General features: G+C 57.4%; 13 protein-coding genes. 6 read left to right on the top strand and 7 right to left on the bottom strand.

The window, feature by feature from the left end; all coding sequences use genetic code 11:
• Positions 1-3 precede the first annotated feature (3 nt).
• The 6 genes from fhuB to ilvC all read right to left on the bottom strand — a co-directional run bounded on the left by fhuB (position 4) and on the right by ilvC (position 8,808).
• Positions 4-2,076, bottom strand: a complete 2,073-nt coding sequence (fhuB, locus tag ACZYUB_RS06370) for a Fe(3+)-hydroxamate ABC transporter permease FhuB (protein WP_463946468.1) — start codon at positions 2,074-2,076, stop codon at positions 4-6.
• Positions 2,076-3,008, bottom strand: a complete 933-nt coding sequence (locus ACZYUB_RS06365; protein ID WP_463946467.1) for an ABC transporter substrate-binding protein — start codon at positions 3,006-3,008, stop codon at positions 2,076-2,078. Before ACZYUB_RS06365 ends, fhuB begins: the two co-directional genes overlap by 1 nt.
• Entirely contained in the window at positions 3,008-3,775 is a 768-nt protein-coding gene (locus tag ACZYUB_RS06360; RefSeq protein WP_463946465.1) for an ABC transporter ATP-binding protein, read from the bottom strand. Before ACZYUB_RS06360 ends, ACZYUB_RS06365 begins: the two co-directional genes overlap by 1 nt.
• The gene (locus tag ACZYUB_RS06355; RefSeq protein WP_463946463.1) at positions 3,772-4,755 is read right to left on the bottom strand and encodes a hypothetical protein; all 984 of its coding nucleotides are present in this window, start codon (positions 4,753-4,755) and stop codon (positions 3,772-3,774) included. The genes ACZYUB_RS06360 and ACZYUB_RS06355 overlap by 4 nt, the downstream gene beginning before the upstream one ends.
• A gap of 21 nt (positions 4,756-4,776) precedes the next feature.
• Complete coding sequence (locus ACZYUB_RS06350; protein WP_463946461.1) at positions 4,777-6,975, bottom strand: TonB-dependent siderophore receptor; 2,199 nt, start codon at positions 6,973-6,975, stop codon at positions 4,777-4,779.
• A gap of 348 nt (positions 6,976-7,323) precedes the next feature.
• Positions 7,324-8,808, bottom strand: coding sequence for a ketol-acid reductoisomerase (gene ilvC / locus ACZYUB_RS06345; RefSeq protein WP_463946459.1), 1,485 nt, complete (start codon positions 8,806-8,808; stop codon positions 7,324-7,326).
• A 179-nt stretch (positions 8,809-8,987) separates the two neighbouring features.
• Between ilvC and ilvY the strand changes: the two genes are divergently transcribed.
• The 6 genes from ilvY to ACZYUB_RS06315 all read left to right on the top strand — a co-directional run bounded on the left by ilvY (position 8,988) and on the right by ACZYUB_RS06315 (position 16,796).
• Entirely contained in the window at positions 8,988-9,875 is an 888-nt protein-coding gene (gene ilvY / locus ACZYUB_RS06340; RefSeq protein ID WP_463946457.1) for an HTH-type transcriptional activator IlvY, read from the top strand.
• Positions 9,876-10,010: 135 nt separating this feature from the next.
• Positions 10,011-10,406 (top strand): cytochrome b562, encoded by a 396-nt coding sequence (locus ACZYUB_RS06335; RefSeq protein ID WP_463946455.1) that lies wholly within the window; start codon positions 10,011-10,013, stop codon positions 10,404-10,406.
• Positions 10,407-10,659: 253 nt separating this feature from the next.
• Complete coding sequence (locus ACZYUB_RS06330; protein ID WP_463946453.1) at positions 10,660-11,484, top strand: HDOD domain-containing protein; 825 nt, start codon at positions 10,660-10,662, stop codon at positions 11,482-11,484.
• 284 nt (positions 11,485-11,768) lie between these two features.
• A complete protein-coding gene (pgi, locus tag ACZYUB_RS06325) occupies positions 11,769-13,415 on the top strand; it encodes a glucose-6-phosphate isomerase (RefSeq protein ID WP_463946452.1) in 1,647 nt (548 codons plus the stop codon).
• A 140-nt stretch (positions 13,416-13,555) separates the two neighbouring features.
• Positions 13,556-14,368, top strand: coding sequence for an undecaprenyl-diphosphate phosphatase (locus ACZYUB_RS06320; RefSeq protein WP_463946451.1), 813 nt, complete (start codon positions 13,556-13,558; stop codon positions 14,366-14,368).
• 109 nt (positions 14,369-14,477) lie between these two features.
• On the top strand, positions 14,478-16,796 hold the full coding sequence (locus tag ACZYUB_RS06315; protein WP_463946450.1) for a putative bifunctional diguanylate cyclase/phosphodiesterase: 2,319 nt from the start codon (positions 14,478-14,480) through the stop codon (positions 16,794-16,796).
• Here the strand turns inward: ACZYUB_RS06315 and rep are convergent.
• Entirely contained in the window at positions 16,793-18,817 is a 2,025-nt protein-coding gene (gene rep, locus ACZYUB_RS06310) for a DNA helicase Rep (RefSeq protein WP_463946448.1), read from the bottom strand. The two genes, ACZYUB_RS06315 and rep, sit on opposite strands and share 4 nt — an antisense overlap.
• Positions 18,818-18,979: the final 162 nt, after the last annotated feature.

The raw sequence follows: 18,979 nt of genomic DNA, 5'->3' as shown, positions 1-18,979 counted from the left end.
CCGTCATCCCCGTCGCCATAAGCTGAGCATGAAATAACCACCACCCAGTAACGATGCCATCAGGCCCGCCGGGATCTGGTCCGGAAACAACCATTGCCGACCCGCCCAATCAGCGACCAGCATCACCAGGATGCCGCAGCCTATGGCACCCAGCAGCTGTTCCCGCGCCCGGCAAAAACCCAGACGCCGGGCCAGATGGGGAGCCAGCAAGCCAATAAAACTGATGGGACCAACCAAGAGGGTCGAAGCAGCGCTCAGTACCGCGGCCAACAGCAGGATCACCAAGCGGCTACGCGCCGGATCGACGCCGAAACTGCTGGCGGCCACCGGCCCCAGCGGCAAGAGCTCGAGCCAGCGCGTCAATGGCCAACTCAAAACCAGCAACAGCGCCATCACCACCAGCAAGCTCCAACCCATTTCGGCGGTCACGTAGTAGGTCGAACCGGACATCCAGCTCAACAGTTGCAAGCCTCGCGGATCACCCGAGCCCAGCACCAGGCTCTGACTAGCGGCAAACAGCGCCGTGACCGTCATGCCACAGAGCAACAGGCGCAGCGGGGCAAACTGGGCACGGCGACTCCACACCAGTAACACGGCCAACAGCGCCAGCGCACTCAGACTCGCCACCAGCAGTTGCAGTGGACGACTGGCCTGGGGATAAAACAGACCCAACAGGATCAATCCCAAACCGCAGCTGCTGCTGATGCCAAGTACCTCGGGGCTGGCCAGCGGGTTACCGGTCAGACGCTGGATCAGCACACCGGCCAATGCCAGCATGCCACCAGCCGCCAAGGCTGCCAGCACCCGGGGCAGTCGCCATTGCGCAATCAAGCTCCAATCCCCGTGAGCAAACCAGCTCCAGCCTTCGGCGTCGCGTGCCAACCCCAATCCGAGGACAAGGCCGCACAGACACAGCACTCCAATTCCCCATAACAACCGCTGTGGATGCTGGTGTCGTATCCCCAGACTGACTGCCCTAGCTGGAGCCTCGGGCAGACGCACCCGCAACACCAACCAGAACAACAAGGGCGCCCCCAGCAGGGCAACCAAGCTACCCGTGGCCCACTCACCGCCGCCCGGGAGCCAGGCCACCAGCCAATCGGTGACCAGTAGCAGCGCGCTACCCAACAGAGCCGCGCAGATGAGACGCGGCAGCAAACGCTGCGCTCCAGCCATCCGCGCCAGCAGGGGAGCCGCCAGCGCCACAAAACTAATCACCCCCACCTGGCTCACCACGGTCGCGCTCAGGTAAATTGCGAGGAGCATGGTCAACAAGCGTAGAAATGCGGGCGAGACCCCAAAGCTGCGCACCGCCTGATCTCCCACCTCCAGCAACCGCAGCGGACGGGCAATCAGCACCATCAACACACCCACGATCACGAGCCGGGGCCAGAGATGTTGCACCGGTTGCCACCCATCCTGCGTCAATGAGCCGGCATTCATCGCCAGCAAGCTGACCAGTGCCAAGTCATGGTTGAGCAGCAGTATCGTGAGTAAGGAGCCACTCAGCAGGCTGACCAGCATTCCCGCCAGCAGCAAGGCCAGCGGCGAATTCTGGCGGCGAGCGGCGAGCGCCAGCACCAGACCTGCGGCCAGTACCCCCCCGGCAAAAGCCACCCACTCGGCTCCATGGGTTAGCCAGTGCGGTTGGTACAGCACCACCAAGGCCAAGGCCAGCAAACCGCCCCCCTGGATGCCCAGGGTTTCCGGAGCCGCGAGCGGGTTACGCAACCCCTGCTGCAACAAGGCACCTGCAGCACCCAGTGCCGCACCGACCAGCACCGCTATGGTCAACTGGGGCAGCAGCGTAAAGCGCCATAACACCGCCTCCAGACCCAGCTGCTGACTGGGGCGCGACAGGATCTCCAGCCACTGGGCAAATGGAACCTCGTTCGTCAGCCGCCCAAGAGCGAGCGCCAGCAACAGCAGCAGAGCCAGAACCGCCAGCACCAGTGCCCGGGTATCACCAGCTGCAGAGCTATTTTTGGGATCGACCGAGAGCGAAATCCCGGTCGAGCTCTGTGTGGCGGTCGAGGGCCGAGTCGGCTTGGTCAACGCATCCAGATGGTGCGACATCAGCGAGTCTCCCCTGCGATACGCTTGTCCGCGCCGGTGGCAACAGCAGCCAGCGGCCCGGGTTGTGGCCAATGCGCCACCAGCAAGCGAGAAAAATAACGAAGGGAGGGCAATCCATTTCCCAGCCAGACCGGCGGTAAGCCGACAACCCGACCCTCACGCACGGCTGGCAGGTGTTGCCACAACTGGTTATCCACCAAGGCATCCATATCTGGAAATGGCAGAGGCGCTATATAAATAATCATGGCTTCCGGCTCCGCCATCAGATCGGTCAAGGGAGCGGTCGTGAATCCCCACAGATTGGTACTCTGCTGCCAGGCCAGAGGGATACCGGCCGCCGCCAGACCACCACCGAACAGACTATTGGGGCCGAGCATCCAGCCATGACGCCGATCGGCAAAGCGCAACAGATAGAGCGGTCGCATGGTGCGGGCATCTCCGACCAGAGCCTGACGCAGTTGTCGCAGCTCCTGCTCCGTTTCCCGCAACAAGGACTCGCCTTGTGCCTCGCGTCCCAACAACCGAGCCAGCTCGCGAGTAGCCTGGCGCGCTTGCAGATAACTATCCGGCTGGAGTTCCGAATTAAATGCCACGACATGGACTGGTGCGATACGCCGGAGTAACGGCTCAGCGCCCTGCTGCATCGGCGAGATCAGGATAAAATCCGGTCGCAACGCCCGGATCAACTCCAGGTTGGACTCCATCCGCAAACCCACATCCACCACCGAATCCGGCATCGGCATCTCACCGCTCCAGATCCGGTAATCGGCGAGCTGGGACATACCCACCGGAGTGACACCCAACGCCTGCGCAGTTTCCGCGCAGGCCCAATCCAGAGCCACCACACGGGGTAGTGCCGCCCAAACCGGTGCGGTCCACATCACCCCCAACCACAGCAGGCTGGATATCGCGGATCGGGACAAACGACCCATCACAACACCACGCTCACCGGTTCACCGGTCACCGGGTGGGGGAATACCTCCATCGGTAGCTGGTAGATGGCCTGTAGAGTCGCCGCGTTCATCAATTCATGGGGCGAGCCCTGACGCAGCAAAGCCCCCTCCCGCAGCGCCACCAACTGATCGCAATAGCGGGCGGCCATATTGATGTCGTGAAGTACCACGACCACCCCCAGATCCAGCTCGTGGCTTAATTGCCGGATCAGCGCCAATACCTCGACCTGATGGGCGACATCCAGCGCCGAGGTTGGCTCATCCAGCAATAGATAACGGGTCTGCTGGGCAATCAGGGCCGCCAGCCAAACCCGCTGGCGTTCACCGCCGGAGAGCGACTCCACCATCCGGTTGGCATAATGATCAACCTGGGTCAGCGCCATGGCGCGCTCCACGGCGCGGCGATCGACGTCGCCGAAACGGCCCAACAGACCATGCCAGGGTTGGCGTCCGAAGCGCACCAACTCTCGCACCGTCAACTGATCCGTGGTTGCAGGCTGTTGGGGCAGATAGGCTACCCGCTGGGCAAATTCGCGGCTCGAATAGGAGCCCAGAGCCCGACCATCCACCGATATTTGGCCCCCGCTGACCGGTTGCTGCCGGGCAAGCAGCTTGACCAGAGTGGACTTGCCAGAACCATTGTGACCAATCAGACCACAGACTTGACCATGGGGAAGTTGCAAGTCCAGAGGTTGCAGCAAGGTGCGATGGCCCAGGGTAAAGTGCACCTGCTCGAGCACTATCATGAAGAAACTCCTCTTCGCCGTAACGCCGGCGCCTGAACCAGTGGGCAATAGCTACACAACGCCAGACCGGGCAATTGGTAACGCTGACAACAAATCCGACGCACCCAGACCGGCTGCCCGCCCGAAGTCCGTAGCCGCAAGGGCTGATACAAAGGATTACGACCCAGTTGCAGTAACCGGGTCGGTTCATACAGCGCCGACATGGGCAGGCTCCCCTGCTCGATAAACGCCAATGCCTGGGCGTGTCGGGATTTGGCCAACGGCGCTTGAGCCGATGGCAGAGTCGCCAGGCATGCGGTCAATTCCGCCGATTGCAACCACCAGCGCCAGTACGTCGCCAGCGTGCACCAGAGGATCCGGCTTCGACAGCCCGCGACTCGCTCCAGTTGCAGCACCCGCGGCAATAACTCCTGTTCCAGCCACCATGACAGAGTGGCCGAGGTCAGTGATTGCTCCTGCTCGACCAAGTCGTCAATCGAGGCATCTGACGCGGGTGTTATCCTCCCGACAGATAGTGCGGAAGCCCAAAGCAGCGACTGGGGAAGACCGCCATGGGGGAGCTGCAAACCTGCAACGCTCTGATCCGGCGTCCAGTGCAATCGGTATGACAACAGCCGTCCGGTAAGTACCAGCACACTCAATACCGGTACCACCAGACGATAGAACAGTGACCGCGACCATTCCGATGCCAGCGACTCCGCTTGCAGTGGCTCCAGCTCGGCCAATGAAACAACACGCGGTAAATCAGGATGTTGTCTCTCGGCAAACACCAGTAATCGGCTCGCTAATTGCGCATCGGAATCGAGGGTGCCGGTATGTCCGGCCCCATATCCGAAATCCTCGTCAATCGGCGGCAGCCAGGTCGCAAGAGAGCCCTGCCAGATTGACTGCAGTGCCGCGAAAGGCTCGGTGCCGGGCTGATGCAAACGGGGTTCGCCGTCTGCCCGCACATGCGAGAAATTCGCCAGCTCAGCCGTCATAGCTCCCGCACCGCGTCAACATCAGAAAGTCCAACCCGTCGTCAGCATGAAGCTGCGTGGCGCGCCATAGAAGCCCTGATCCCAATACAGGCTGTTCAGGTACTTCTTGTCGGTGACGTTGTCCACATTCAGTTGGGTGTGCCACTGCTTGTTAATGTCATACCGAGCCATCAGGTTCAGCAAGGCATAGCTACCCTGCTTAGTCGTCGTCCCGGCACCATTGATGCGGGAAATTTCATCCTGCCAGTTCCAGGAGCCCCCCAGCTTCCACTTGGCCAGCTGATAGGTAGAGGCCAGTTTGAGCAACTGCTTGGGGGTGTAGGTCTTGGTGGCATTGCCATCGGCGTCCTGGATCGAGAAGTCGGTATAGCTGGCAGCCAGCTGCCAATCGGTCATCACCATGCCGGAGGCTTCCAGTTCGTAACCCTGGCTCCGCACGCCATCGACGCCCTCGTAGTAATACTCGGAGGGATTGTCGGGCATGGTCCCCGCGATCTGGGCCAGATTATTTTGTCGGGTCTGGAACAACGCCAGGCTGGTGTTGAGCGCTCCATCCAGGAACTCACCCTTCACCCCGGTTTCGTAGCTGATGCCGTCCACCGGATCGAGTTGCTTGCGGTGAATATCTGACGCCCGTTGCGGGGTGAATATGGTGGTGTAGCTAGCATAGGTTGAAATCTCATCCGTCAGGTCATACACCAGACCGGTATAGGGAGTCAGCTCGCCATGAACAGCCATGGACTTGGCCACACCATAGCTCTGTCCTTCGGTTTCCCAGCTGGTCAGACGGCTGCCCACAATCCATGAAAGATCGTTCATCAGGCTGAATCGAGCGGCCAAATAGCCAGCCACTTCCTGATCATTCCAGTAGCTGCCATTCGGATAGAGATCAAACGCCGGTTGGGTATAGCTGCCATCCCAGTTTTCCAACGGCGGCAACTTGGTGCCGATATCGTTGCTGTACAGGGAGAGCTCATCTACCGTGGAGCGAGAAACGGTGCCGCCCACCACCAACTGATGCTCACGGCCCAGTAAGCGGAACGGACCGGAGGCAGTCACATCGGTCACATGCTGCTTCATATGCATCTGGTACAAGCCCGGATAGCTCAACAGACCCGTGCCCGTGGTCTTATCCGGCGTGCCATAGATATAGAACAGTCGGGAATCCTGACGGGTATCGATAAAGTTATAAACCGCTTTGCCCTGCCAACCATTGGCAAAGGTCTGACTCAACTCGGCAAAGGCACGGCGATTATCCACGTTCCAGAAGGACCAGTCGGATGAAGTGCTGGTGGAGACGTCGTAATCGGTCTGGGAGCCATCGGTGTAGTACAGCGGCAGCGCGCCCCACATCGGGCTATCACTGTCACTCTGCTGCAGGCTGTAGCCCAGAGTCAGCAGAGTGCTATCGGTCACGTCACCTTCCACCACGCCGTACACCACGGTTTTGTCGTTGGCGTAGCGGTCCAGGTAGGACTCCTTGTTCTGCTTCACCACCACAGTCCGGCCACGCAACTTGTCCGATTCGACCAGGGAGCCGGAAACATCCATCTCGCCGCGACCATTCTCCCAGGAACCTGCAGACCCCTTGACCGAAGCCTGAAACTCGCGCGTCGGACGCTTACGTACCATGTTGACGGTGGCCGATGGATTCCCAGCCCCGGTCATCAAGCCAGTGGCGCCACGGATCACTTCGACGCGATCGTAGATGGCGGTATCCAGATCGCCGTTGACGTTGCCGTTGGCCAGCGGCAGACCCAGACCATCGACCTGGAAGTTGGTGATATCGAAGCCCCGGGAGGTGTAGTAAGTACGGTCGGTTTCAATCTTCTCGACCGTTACGCCAGCCACGCTGCCCAGTACGTCGTTGATGGAGGTCTGATTGAAATCGTCCATCTTTTGCCGAGTCACCACAGTCACGGATTGCGGTGTCTCACGCAGGGTCAGTGGCAACTTGGTCGCCGTGCTGGTGCTCGCGGGGGTGTAGGAACCGCTGCCTTCTGTTGTCCCCACATCCGTATTCCCGGTGACCAGAACTGCCGCCACTTGGGTTTCAGCGGCGGCAGATGTTCCTGTCGCCAGCGGAGCCACTTCCGGCTGAGGTGTGGCCGCAAATACCGGAGCTGCCATCATAGGCGTCAACAAGACCAGGCGAATCGCCAAAGCCAACGGAGAAGCTGCCAAGCCGACAGCAGATACAGTGCGAGGGAAAACAGACATGCGCCATTCCTTGTGAGCGAAATCATAAAATCAGCAACGGCGCAGTATAAATACAAACAAGAATGCTTATCAACATGATATGCGCATCATTCTCAATAAGCGGCAACAAAATTAAAATGCATAGCGCCAATTGAAGACAAGATAAGCAGTGGAGGGATTTATTTGAATTCGATCAATAGGTTAGTAGGCGTTCAAGTTTTGGACGGCGCGGATGAATGACCTGGATCAGGATGGGCGCCCATAAAAAAACCGCCTGGATAAGGCGGTCAAGGAACCCTTGTGGGGTGAGTGACAAGTCAGCCCAACGGCTGACTTGCACAGGGAAGAAAAAAGTTGCGGAAAAAAGGATTAACCGCCAACAGCGATACGCTTCATGTCTTTCATGTAGCCGCGCAGCACCTTGCCAATCGCTTCGATCGGGTGATTACGGATAGCATCGTTGACTTGAACCAGCACCACGTTATCCACACCGTTAGACTGAACCCCCAGACCCTTACCGATCACGTCCAGGTTCACCTTCGGCATGATGTGGTCACGCAGCAAAGGCACAGCGGCATTGGCGAACAGATAGTTACCGTATTCGGCGGTATCGGAGATCACCACGTTCATCTCGTACAGACGTTTACGAGCGATGGTGTTGGCGATCAGCGGCAGTTCGTGCAGTGATTCGTAATACGCGGACTCTTCGATGATGCCGGAAGAGACCATGGTTTCGAACGCCAGCTCGACACCGGCCTTGACCATAGCCACCATCAGGATGCCGTGATCAAAGTATTCTTGCTCGCTGATGTTACCGGCGAAGGTCGGTGAGTTCTCGAAAGCACTCTTACCGGTCTCTTCGCGCCAGCCCAGCAGCTTGGCATCATCATTGGCCCAGTCAGCCATCATGCCGGAGGAGAAAGCACCACCGATGATGTCATCCATATGCTTCTGGAACAGCGGACGCAGCAGATCCTTGATTTCTTCGGCCAGCTCGAACGCCTTCAGCTTGGCCGGGTTGGTCAGGCGATCCATCATGGTGGTGATACCACCCTGTTTCAGGGCTTCGGTGATGGTTTCCCAACCGAATTGGATCAGCTTGCTGGCGTAACCGGCATCGATACCACCCGCGACCATCTTGTCGTAGCAAAGGATGGAACCAGCTTGCAGCATGCCACACAGAATGGTCTGTTCGCCCATCAGGTCAGACTTCACTTCGGCCACGAAGGAGGATTCCAGAACACCGGCACGGTGACCACCAGTCGCAGCAGCCCACGCCTTGGCGATGGCCATGCCTTCACCGCGCGGATCGTTTTCCGGGTGAACGGCGATCAGGGTCGGCACACCGAAACCACGCTTGTACTCTTCGCGCACTTCGGTGCCCGGGCACTTCGGTGCAACCATAACAACAGTCAGATCCTTACGGATTTGAGTGCCTTCCTCAACGATGTTGAAGCCGTGGGAGTAACCCAGAGCAGCACCTTCTTTCATCAACGGCATGACCGCTTTGACTACACTGGTGTGCTGCTTATCCGGAGTCAGGTTCACCACCAGATCGGCCGTCGGGACCAGATTCTCATAGGTATCAACCACGAAACCATTGGCAGTCGCTTGTTGCCAGGATTTGCGGCGCTCCGCAATCGCTTCGGCACGCAGGGCATAAGCCACATCCAGGCCGGAATCACGCATGTTCAGACCCTGGTTCAGACCCTGGGCACCACAACCAATGATGACGACTTTCTTGCCCTTGAGGAAATCGCAACCGGTGGCGAATTCATCACGGTTCATGAAACGACACTTGCCCAGTTGGGCCAGCTGCTGACGCAGATTCAGGGTATTGAAGTAGTTAGACATGGTTGGCTCCGTAAAAAAACTGTGAATTCCTTGTGCCTGCATAAGGCAGCAACCGCAGCACTATAGCCCAGGCAAATCATTGCCTGAAATGATATATTCGAAACAGAATGTTGCATTTTACGAAACGTGAAGTCTCTCCGCCTGGATCCGGCCGAAGAGGCGGCAAAGAGGATTTATTCATGGACCTGCGCAACCTGGAGTTGTTTCTGCATCTGGCCGAGAGTCTGCATTTTGCCAAGACCGCCGATGCCATGGCGGTGAGCCCCTCCACCTTGAGTCGCGCCATCCAGCGCCTGGAGCAGGAGGTGGGCTGTCCGCTGTTCGAACGGGATAACCGCAGTGTCAGCCTGACCCCGGCGGGTGATCGATTACGGGAGTTCGGTCTGCATCTGCTGGATGACTGGCAAAAGTTACGTCATGAGTTGCGCCATGTCGGTGAACCGCTGCAAGGACGCTTGAAAGTCTATTGCTCGGTGACCGCCAGCTATTTTCTGCTGCCGGATACCCTGGGCCGCTTCCGTGCCCGTTACCCACAACTGGAAATCAAGCTGGAAACCGGAGACCCGGCTCTGGCGGTGGACAAGGTGCTCTCCGAAGAAGCGGATATGGCCATCGCCGCCCGGCCTGACGCTCTGCCCGGTAAGTTGCATTTCATCTCCCTGCGCCGGGTACCTCTGGTGTTTATCGCTCCCCGCGCCGCCAGCCCGATCTCCCGCTGGCTCAAGGAAGATGAACCGGATTGGGAACACCTGCCGGTAATACTCTCCGAGCAGGGTCTGGCTCGAAAACGCTGCGACCAGTGGTTTCGGAACAAGGGGATCAGCCCGAATGTCTACGCCGAAGTTGCCGGTAACGAAGCCATTGTCAGCATGGTGGCTCTGGGTTGCGGCATTGGACTGGTTCCCGAAGCCGTTATTGATCACAGCCCCATGGGCGACAAGGTCCGGATCCTGGAGGCGCGACCGGCCTTTAAACCCTTTGATGTCGGCCTCTGCGTACAGAAACGGAGGCTGGATGAACCCTTGATTCGGGCCTTCTGGGAAACGGCTCAGCAGAGCGGAGGCTGAATGCCTGTTAAATAAATGTGAATTCAACGATAAAAGGGATTGCGCAGGGAGCGCTAACTTGGGTATCACTTAAGCCACGCTTAAGCCAAAGCGTCTATACTCGCTATCGTCATTTCCCAAGGTGAGAGCTCGACTATGAATAAAATCGCCACCCTTTGCTGCACCCTGTTGTTAACGGCCAGCTTTACCGCACCTGTATTGGCCGCCAATCCAGTCAAAACCGATATGAAAGCCATGGGCAAGAGCATGCGAGCCGCCAGTGAGGCCGAAGATGCGGCCAGCATGAAGGCCGAACTGACCAAGCTGCGCGGATATGCCGCAGATGCCAAGATGCAAACACCTCCCGATTTTAAAGATCAACCGGCCGATGGTCCGGAGCGTAAAGCCTATGTCGAAGGTCTGGATACCCTGATCAAACAAATCGACGATACCATCGGCTTGCTGGATGCCGGCAAACTGGATGAAGCCAAGGCTGCACTCGAGGGTATGGCACAAACCAAAAAGGAATATCACCAAAAGCTGAAGGTCTAACCTTTGCGTCTTATCTCAGGGCCAGCCATGCTGGCCTTTTTTGTCCGTCATGCAACCAAACCATCCTCTCATTCGTCACAACTTGCTAGTTGGCAGGCAGCTGGTGGATCCTCGGCGCTCCTAATCTGTGAGTCCAATAGTAAAACGGCTTTTCTCCATCACACTGCGCAAAAGATGCCCATACTTAGTATCGATGTAAGCAAGAAGTATCTTTCTGCCACCATGTGCGCCTACCTGTTTGACGGGGATCTTTATGCCAACGATGACCGAGTTGCTATCTAAACCACAAAATCTGCCCAGCGTGCCGGAAGTGGTACGCGAGCTAATCCAGAGCTTCAACGAGCCCGAGCCGGATCTCCTGCTGATTGCGGGGAAAGTCGCCAAGGATCCAGTACTGTCGGCAAAATTGTTACGCCTGGCCAACTCGGCCAAATTTGGATGCAGCCGACAGATAGCCACCGTCAAGGAGGCAGCGGTCCGGCTGGGTACCGATACGGTACGCAACATGGTGCTGGCTTGCAGTCTCACCGGTTCGCTCAAGACCGTACCCGGTATCGATTTGAAACATTTCTGGGCTCACGTGTTCGATGTCGCGGCGTTGGCCAAACAGCTCTCCAAGACCCAGGGCAACAAAGGCGAAGAAGTCTTCACCTGCGCTCTGCTGTACGATTTGGGGCGGCTCATCATGCATCAGGGATTACCCGAAAATCTGGTCTTGCGCATCTGTGATCTGGAACCACACAAGGGGCGAGCCGCGGCCGAACAGACAGTCGTTGGTTTTACCTATGCCGATGTCGGAGCCGAGCTGGCCAAACAATGGAATTTCCCCGACAGCTTCTGCCGGGCCATTCGCCATCATTACAATCCGTTAAAAGCAGATCCGTTTTCCAATGAAGCCGCATTGATTCATCTGGCCATTGCCTTGAGTATCCTGCAAGAGGAGATCCCCGAAGAAGAGCCTGATGATTGGCCCCATGCCGTGGCTCTCCGACTAGGTCTCACTTGGCAACAGTGCCGCAATGAGGCTCGCCTGCTGCAAGAACAAGGACATGGCTACGCGGCACTGATTGCAGCCTGATACCTCATCAACGGCAGCACCCGACAGGTGCTGCCGAACTTCATCATGGTCGCCCAGGCCGTCAGCCTCATTCATCCTCATCACACGGCAAGCTGGCCCCATCACATCCTCTTTATGCGCTAGCGCAAATGTGTGATGCAGCTTCTGCAGCATAATCCCGGCAAAAACGTGTAAACTGTCGCCGGTTTTCGGCTTGGCGCGCCGCCCACAGTGGGAACAGGTGACGGCAACAGGCGCACAGGACGCAAAGGTTTTTATTAATCGACTCTTAGGAATGCGAACCGATGAAAAACATCAACCCGACCCAGACCAAGGCCTGGAAGGCGCTGGAAGCCCATTTCGCCGCCAACAAGGATCGTCAAATCAAGGATCTGTTTGCCGCCGATCCCACCCGTTTTGACAACTTCTCCACCACCTTCGGTGGCGAGATCCTGGTCGACTACTCCAAGAACATCATCAGCGAAGAGACCCTCAAGCTGCTGGTAGATCTGGCCGAAGAAACCGATCTGCGCTCTGCCATCGACGCCATGTTCAACGGCGAAGCCATCAACCAGACCGAAGGCCGTGCCGTGCTGCACGTAGCCCTGCGCAACCGCTCCGACCGCGAAATTCTGGTCGATGGCAAGGATGTGATGCCGGAAGTGAAGGCCGTACTGGAGAAGATGAAGGGCTTCTGTGCCAAAATCATCTCTGGCGAGTGGAAGGGTTATACCGGCAAGGCCATCGAACATGTGGTCAATATCGGTATCGGCGGTTCTGATCTGGGTCCGGTGATGATCACCGAAGCCCTGCGCCCCTACAAGAATCACCTGCAGATGCACTTTGTCTCCAACGTCGATGGCACCCACATCGCCGAAACCCTGAAGAAGATCGATCCGGAAACCACATTGTTCCTGGTGGCCTCCAAGACCTTCACCACCCAGGAGACCATGACCAACGCCCTGACCGCCCGCGACTGGTTTATCAAGACCGCCGGTGACAAGGCGCATGTGGCCAAGCACTTCGCCGCCCTCTCCACCAACGGCAAGGCCGTAGCCGAGTTCGGTATCGACACCGACAACATGTTCGAATTCTGGGATTGGGTTGGCGGTCGCTACTCCTCCTGGTCTGCCATCGGTATGCCTATCGCCTTGTCTGTCGGTTTCGACAACTTCGAAGCCCTGCTGCAAGGTGCCTTCGAGATGGACATGCACTTCGCCACCAAGGCTTACGGCGAAAACGTCCCGGTACTGCTGGCCCTGATCGGTCTGTGGTACAACAACTTCTACGGCGCCGAATCCGAAGCCATTCTGCCCTACGACCAGTACATGCACCGTTTCCCTGCCTACTTCCAGCAAGGCAATATGGAATCCAACGGCAAGTATGTGGATCGCAACGGCAACAAGGTCGACTACCAGACTGGCCCCATCATCTGGGGTGAGCCGGGCACCAACGGTCAACACGCCTTCTACCAGCTGATCCACCAGGGCACCAAGCTGATCCCTTGTGACTTTCTGGCTCCGGCCATCAGCCACAACCCGATTGGCGATCACCATCCCAAGCTGCTGGCCAACTTCTTTGCCCAGACCGAAGCCCTGGCGTTCGGCAAGAGCAAGGAACAGGTGGAAGCCGAGTTCCTGGCCGCTGGCAAGACCCTGGAGCAGGTCAAGGATCTGGTCCCCTTCAAGGTGTTCGAAGGCAACCGTCCGACCAACTCCATCCTCTTCAAGAGCCTGACTCCCAAGGTGCTGGGTGCTCTGATCGCCATGTACGAACACAAGATCTTCGTACAAGGCGCCATCTGGAACATCTTCTCCTTCGATCAGTGGGGCGTAGAGCTGGGCAAGCAACTGGCCAACAAGATACTGCCAGAGCTGAACTCTGCTGACGCCATCAGCAGCCACGACAGCTCCACCAACGGCCTGATCAACACCTGGAAGGCGTGGAAGTAATCACTCCCGCCCGCCAAAGTAAAAAGCCGCAGCAATGCGGCTTTTTTATTTCCGTTATTCGACGGCGGGATCTTTGATTCCTTCCGGGAACGGATTTGGGCATAATGCCGGCAGTTTTTCGCTCAGGAATCACCTGCTTTATGTCCGATATTCTCAACAGCATCATCCTCGGCATCGTCGAGGGGATTACCGAATTTCTGCCCGTCTCCAGCACCGGCCATCTGATTGTGACCCAGGAAATCCTCGGGTTTAAGGGTAGCGATACCTTCGAGATCGTCATCCAGCTTGGTGGCGTACTGGCTGTGCTCTGGTTTTATTTTCAGACCCTGTGGCAACAAGCCAAGACGGTCCGGGATGACCGTCAGGTGCAGCGCTTCTGGATGGGCGTGATCCTGGCTTTTCTGCCTGCCGCCTTTGTCGGGCTGGCGCTGCACAGCTATATCACTCACTACCTGTTCAATGGTGTGACCGTAGCGATCAGCCTGATCATGGGCGGCGTGGTGATGTGGTGGATCGAGGGACGTCCCCAGCGAGAAGTCGCAACTTCTCAGCTGGAACACATCACACCGAAGCAGGCCTTCGCCATTGGATGTGCCCAGCTCTGCTCGCTGATCCCAGGCGTCAGCCGCAGCGCCTCCACCATCATGGGGGGCATGCTGGTGGGCCTGAATCGACCCACGGCGACCGGTTTCAGTTTCTTTTTGTCCATCCCGACCCTGGGTGCTGCCAGCCTCTATTCGTTGATGAAGGATATGCAGGGTGTGGGTGAGCATGGCCTGCTCAATATTGGTATCGGTCTGTTCACCTCGTTTATCGTCAGCCTATTAGCCATTGGCTGGTTGCTGCGTTACGTCAGCAAAAACAGTTTCCGCGGCTTTGCCATTTATCGCATCATCGCCGGCGTGGTGATCCTGGCTCTCACCTACTCAGGATTCTTGCAAGTCAGCGCCTGAACCACTGCACATCAGATGACCCAATCAGGGCTGCCACGGGCAGCCCTGTCTATTTATGCTGGCAACACTATCGCCGTCTACACTTGAAACAAGGCAAAGACGAGGAATCATGATGGTGGCCATACCAGTAAAGCAACCTGGCGAGCAGCCCGCGTTTCGAGCAGCCATAGTCGCCGCCAAGGACTTGTTGACCCTCGCTCTTCTCGAACAGGATGAGGAAGCCCCTCTTGCCAGCCTGTATGCGGCTGTCAGCTCCTGTGTCCCGCTCACGCACCTCTCGGCCATCTACTGCAATGGCAATGAAATCCAGGTCCAGGAACAACCCCAACTGAGCGATGTACTCCCCTTCACCCCTTGTAACCCGCAAGGGAAAAACCAGATTGAGCAACTCCCTTTGACCGCGGGGTGGTGCTGGGTGAGAGTCGAGCATGGCTCGTTGCACTGGTTGATCGCACGCACCCAACCGGCTCAGCGCACACTGCTGTTGCATCTGCTGGAAATTGCCGCAACCCACTTTTCCTTGCTCCAGGCCAATCGCCAACTGGATCTATTCAACTCGCCACTCCTCAACCGCATTCCATTTTGGCAGGAGAAACTGGAAAGCTTTACTCGTCTGTTGCGTCTGGCAGGCACTCTACCTGCCCAACAATTACTCGCCCAATTCGACTCCACGCTGCGTTTTTGGATGGGGGCGCAAGAGGTTCTGTTACTACAACGTCAGGATGATGCCGGCCGACTCATCTATCCCCAATCCGCGACGGCTGGCGAAGCGTTGTTGAACCTGCTCAGCGATGACCGCCCGCAACAGAGCGAAGATAATTGCCTGCACTGGTACAGCTTTCCCATTCTATTGCGGCGCCAACATCATTCGAGTCTTGCTCTTGCCCTACAGCGACCTCTGGTCACCGAAGATCGGCAATTGCTGTTCTTCGTCGCCGAAGAGCTCGGGCTGATGACCGAGTTGTATGAGTTGCGGCAGCACAAAAAGCAAACCGCTGAACAAGCGGAACTAGCCCCCGAAGAGATCCACCGGCTACGGGAACTCGGTAAAAATAACCTGCGACTGCAAAAGCAACTCAAACAACGGGATGAACAGGAGCGGCAACTGCAGCTGGATGCCCAGCGCGACCCCCTGACTCAGCTGGCCAACCGGGCCATGTTTCTGCACCGTCTGGATCATGCCTTCAAACACTACCGGCGCTACCCGGATCAGGGATTTGCCATCCTGCTGATCGACTTGTTGTCCTTGCATGAGGTCAATGAGCTATATGGCGACGAGCTGGGTGACCTGTTACTGAAAAATATCGCCCAACTGCTGCGCACCTCGACCCGACAGAATGATCTGGTGGCCCGGCTCAGCGGCGATGAATTCATTGTCTTCCTCGATGCCAGCCAAAGTACCGAAGCCATCACCCCGGTCATCAGCCGGATCCTGGAGCAACTGCAGCATCCGGTGATGATCGATAACCACGAAATCACTATCCATGCGGCTCTGGGCGTGGCCACGATCAACGCAGAGATCGATGATGTCAGTCAGTTATTGCGCCAAGTGGATATCGCGACCTTCCAGGCTAAACGCCGGGGAGCGGACCACGCAGTGTTCTATTCCGAACTCTGCGATATCCCGGATCGGCTCTCGCCGGAGCAAACGCTGCAGCAAGCGCTGCGGGAAAAACGGCTACTACCTTATTTTCAACCTATCTTGCGGTTACGCGATCGCCGCGTGGTGCAGATCGAATTATTGGCGCGCCTGCTGGATGAAGAGGGCGAAATTCATGAGGCGGGTAGTTTTATCCCGTTAGCCGAACAGAGTGATCTGATCCTGGAAATTGACCGCATAATGCTGCGTCACGCCTGTGGTCTGTTACAAGGCCTGTTCCGCCCGCTGATCAAACAACACAGTCTGCGTATCAGCATCAATTTGTCGGGCAAGCATCTGGGCTCGCGGGAGCAAATCCAGCAACTGCTGCAGATCATTCATGAGTCCGACGTGCCACCCAAGCTGTTTATCTTCGAATTCAAGGAGCGGGATTTGACGCGGCGCGACACCCAAACCCTGACCCTGCTGCATGAACTCAGAGCCAAAGGCATTGGTATTGCCGTGGATGATTTCGGCACCGGCTTCAGCTCATTGAATGCGCTGTTCCATTACCCGGTGGACTTCGTGAAAATCGATGACAGCTTCACCCACCGGTTATTGAAATCCAACCGCGACCGGGCGCTGATCCGCGCCATCCGCGATATCAGCCATGACTTGGGGATGCAGGTGATCGTCGAGGGTGTCGAACAACGGGAACAACAGTTAAAACTCAGCGAAATGGGCTGTGACCTGGCACAAGGCGACTTCTTCTCCGCTCCCATGCCTCCCGATGCCCTATTCAGCTTGCTGCCGAACCGGGCGGCCCCCCCGGAAACGAAAAAGGATTAGCTCTTATCCTTGAACAGGGCCCGCAGATTGGCGATCCCGACCTGCCCCTTTTGTTGCCGTTGTTCGGCGGTGACTTCGCGCTTGTCCCCTTCCCACTCCAGATCGTGCTGGGGCAACTCCAATAGGAAACGACTCGGCTCGGGCCGCACCGACTCACCAAACTGGCGACGCTCCTTGCACAGAATAAAGGTCAGCTCGGTCTGGGCGCGGGTGATGCCTACATAGGCCAGTCGTCGCTCCTCATCCACATTGTCCTCGTCGATGCTGACTTGGTGGGGCAGTAAGCCCTCTTCCATGCCAATCAGAAATACATAAGGGAACTCCAGACCTTTGGAGGCATGTAGCGTCATCAGCTGCACCTGATCCAGCTCGGCCTCCTCCTCATTGCGCTCCAGCATGTCGCGCAGGGTCAACCGGGTCACCACCTCCGGCAGGGTCATCGGCGGTTCGTCTTCCTTGGCATCCCCTTCCAGCATCTCGGTGATCCAGCGGTAGAGCGTCGAGACGTTCTGCATCCGCATCTCGGCCGCCTTCGGACTGGGTGAGGATTCATACAGCCACTCTTCATAGTGGATATCGCGGATCATGTCGCGCACGGCCTCGACCGCATTGCCACGCTTGGCCTCATCGCCCAGCCGCACCAACCAATCGCAGAAGTGACGCAGCGCGCTCAATCCACGCCCGGTCAGTGTCTGCTCCAGCCCCAGTTCGAAGCTGGCCGCGAACAGGCTCTTGGCGCGCTCATTGGCGTAATGACCGAGCTTTTCCAGCGTGGTGGGGCCGATTTCCCGACGCGGCAGATTCACCACCCGCAAGAAGGCATTGTCGTCATCCGGATTCACCAACAGCCGCAGGTAGGCCATCATGTCTTTGATCTCGGTGCGGGAGAAGAAGGAGGTGCCCCCACTGATGCGGTAGGGAATGCGGTTCTGCATCAACACCTTTTCCAGCAACCGCGACTGATGGTTGCCCCGGTACAGAATGGCGTAATCCGCCCAGCGCGAACGGTTCATGAAGCGATGACCGATGATCTCCATGGCCACCCGCTCCGCTTCGTGCTCCTCATTCTTGGCCTGTAGCACCTTCACCGGCTGACCGTAATCGAGTTCGGAAAACAGTTTTTTCTCGAAGACGTGAGGGTTATTGGCGATCAGGATGTTGGCGCACTTGAGGATGCGGCCCTTGGAGCGGTAGTTCTGCTCCAGCTTGATCACATTCAGCCGTGGAAAGTCCTGCTGCAACAGCACCAGATTCTGCGGCCGCGCGCCCCGCCAGGAATAGATCGATTGATCATCATCCCCCACCACGGTGAAGCGGGCCCGCTCGCCCACCAGCAGTTTGACCAGTTCATACTGGCTGGTGTTGGTATCCTGGTACTCATCCACCAGCAGATACTGGATCTTCTGCTGCCAGCGCTCGCGCACTTCGGCATTGGTCTTCAACAGCAGGGTCGGCATCAGGATGAGATCATCAAAGTCCAGGGCATTATAGGCCGTCATATGGCGCTGATAGCGCTCATACAGCACCGCCTGGCGCTGTTCGTCGGCATCACGGGCCCGTTTCAAGGCCACGCCCGGCAACACCAGATCATTCTTCCAATTGGAGATCGCATTTAATAACTGGCTCAGCTGATCCTTGTCGCCCTGTAGCTCGACATCGGTCAGCTCCTTGAGCAAGGCCATCTGATCCGAGTCATCAAACAGGGTGAAATTGGCCTTCAGACGCAGGATCTTGTGCTCGCGGCGAATAATATCCAGACCCAAGGAGTGAAAGGTCGAGACCATGAGGCCGCGCAACAGCTTGCGATCCAGAGTCTGGGATACCCGCTCCTTCATCTCCTTGGCTGCCTTGTTGGTGAAGGTCACCGCACAGATCTGTTTGGCCTGATAACCACACTTCTGAATGAGATAGGCAATCTTGGTGGTAATAACCCGGGTCTTGCCGGATCCGGCACCCGCGAGCACCAGACAGGGACCCGAGACATGATGCACGGCCTCCAGTTGCCGAGGATTCAATTTCATCGCCATTCACTCTACTCAAGATTACCGGTTGGCGATTGTAGCAAACAAACAACAGCAGCCAACACAGAACCCGTCCGTGGTAAGTTAGTGTAAAGATCCTAACCATTCGCAGGGTCTGGCCGATAAGGGAAGACCCAAACCAGTATCCCTTCAGGAGGCGAT

Source organism: Pseudaeromonas sp. HNCC25DJ182 (assembly GCF_055413365.1).
This window is presented reverse-complemented; position numbering and strand designations above follow the sequence as displayed.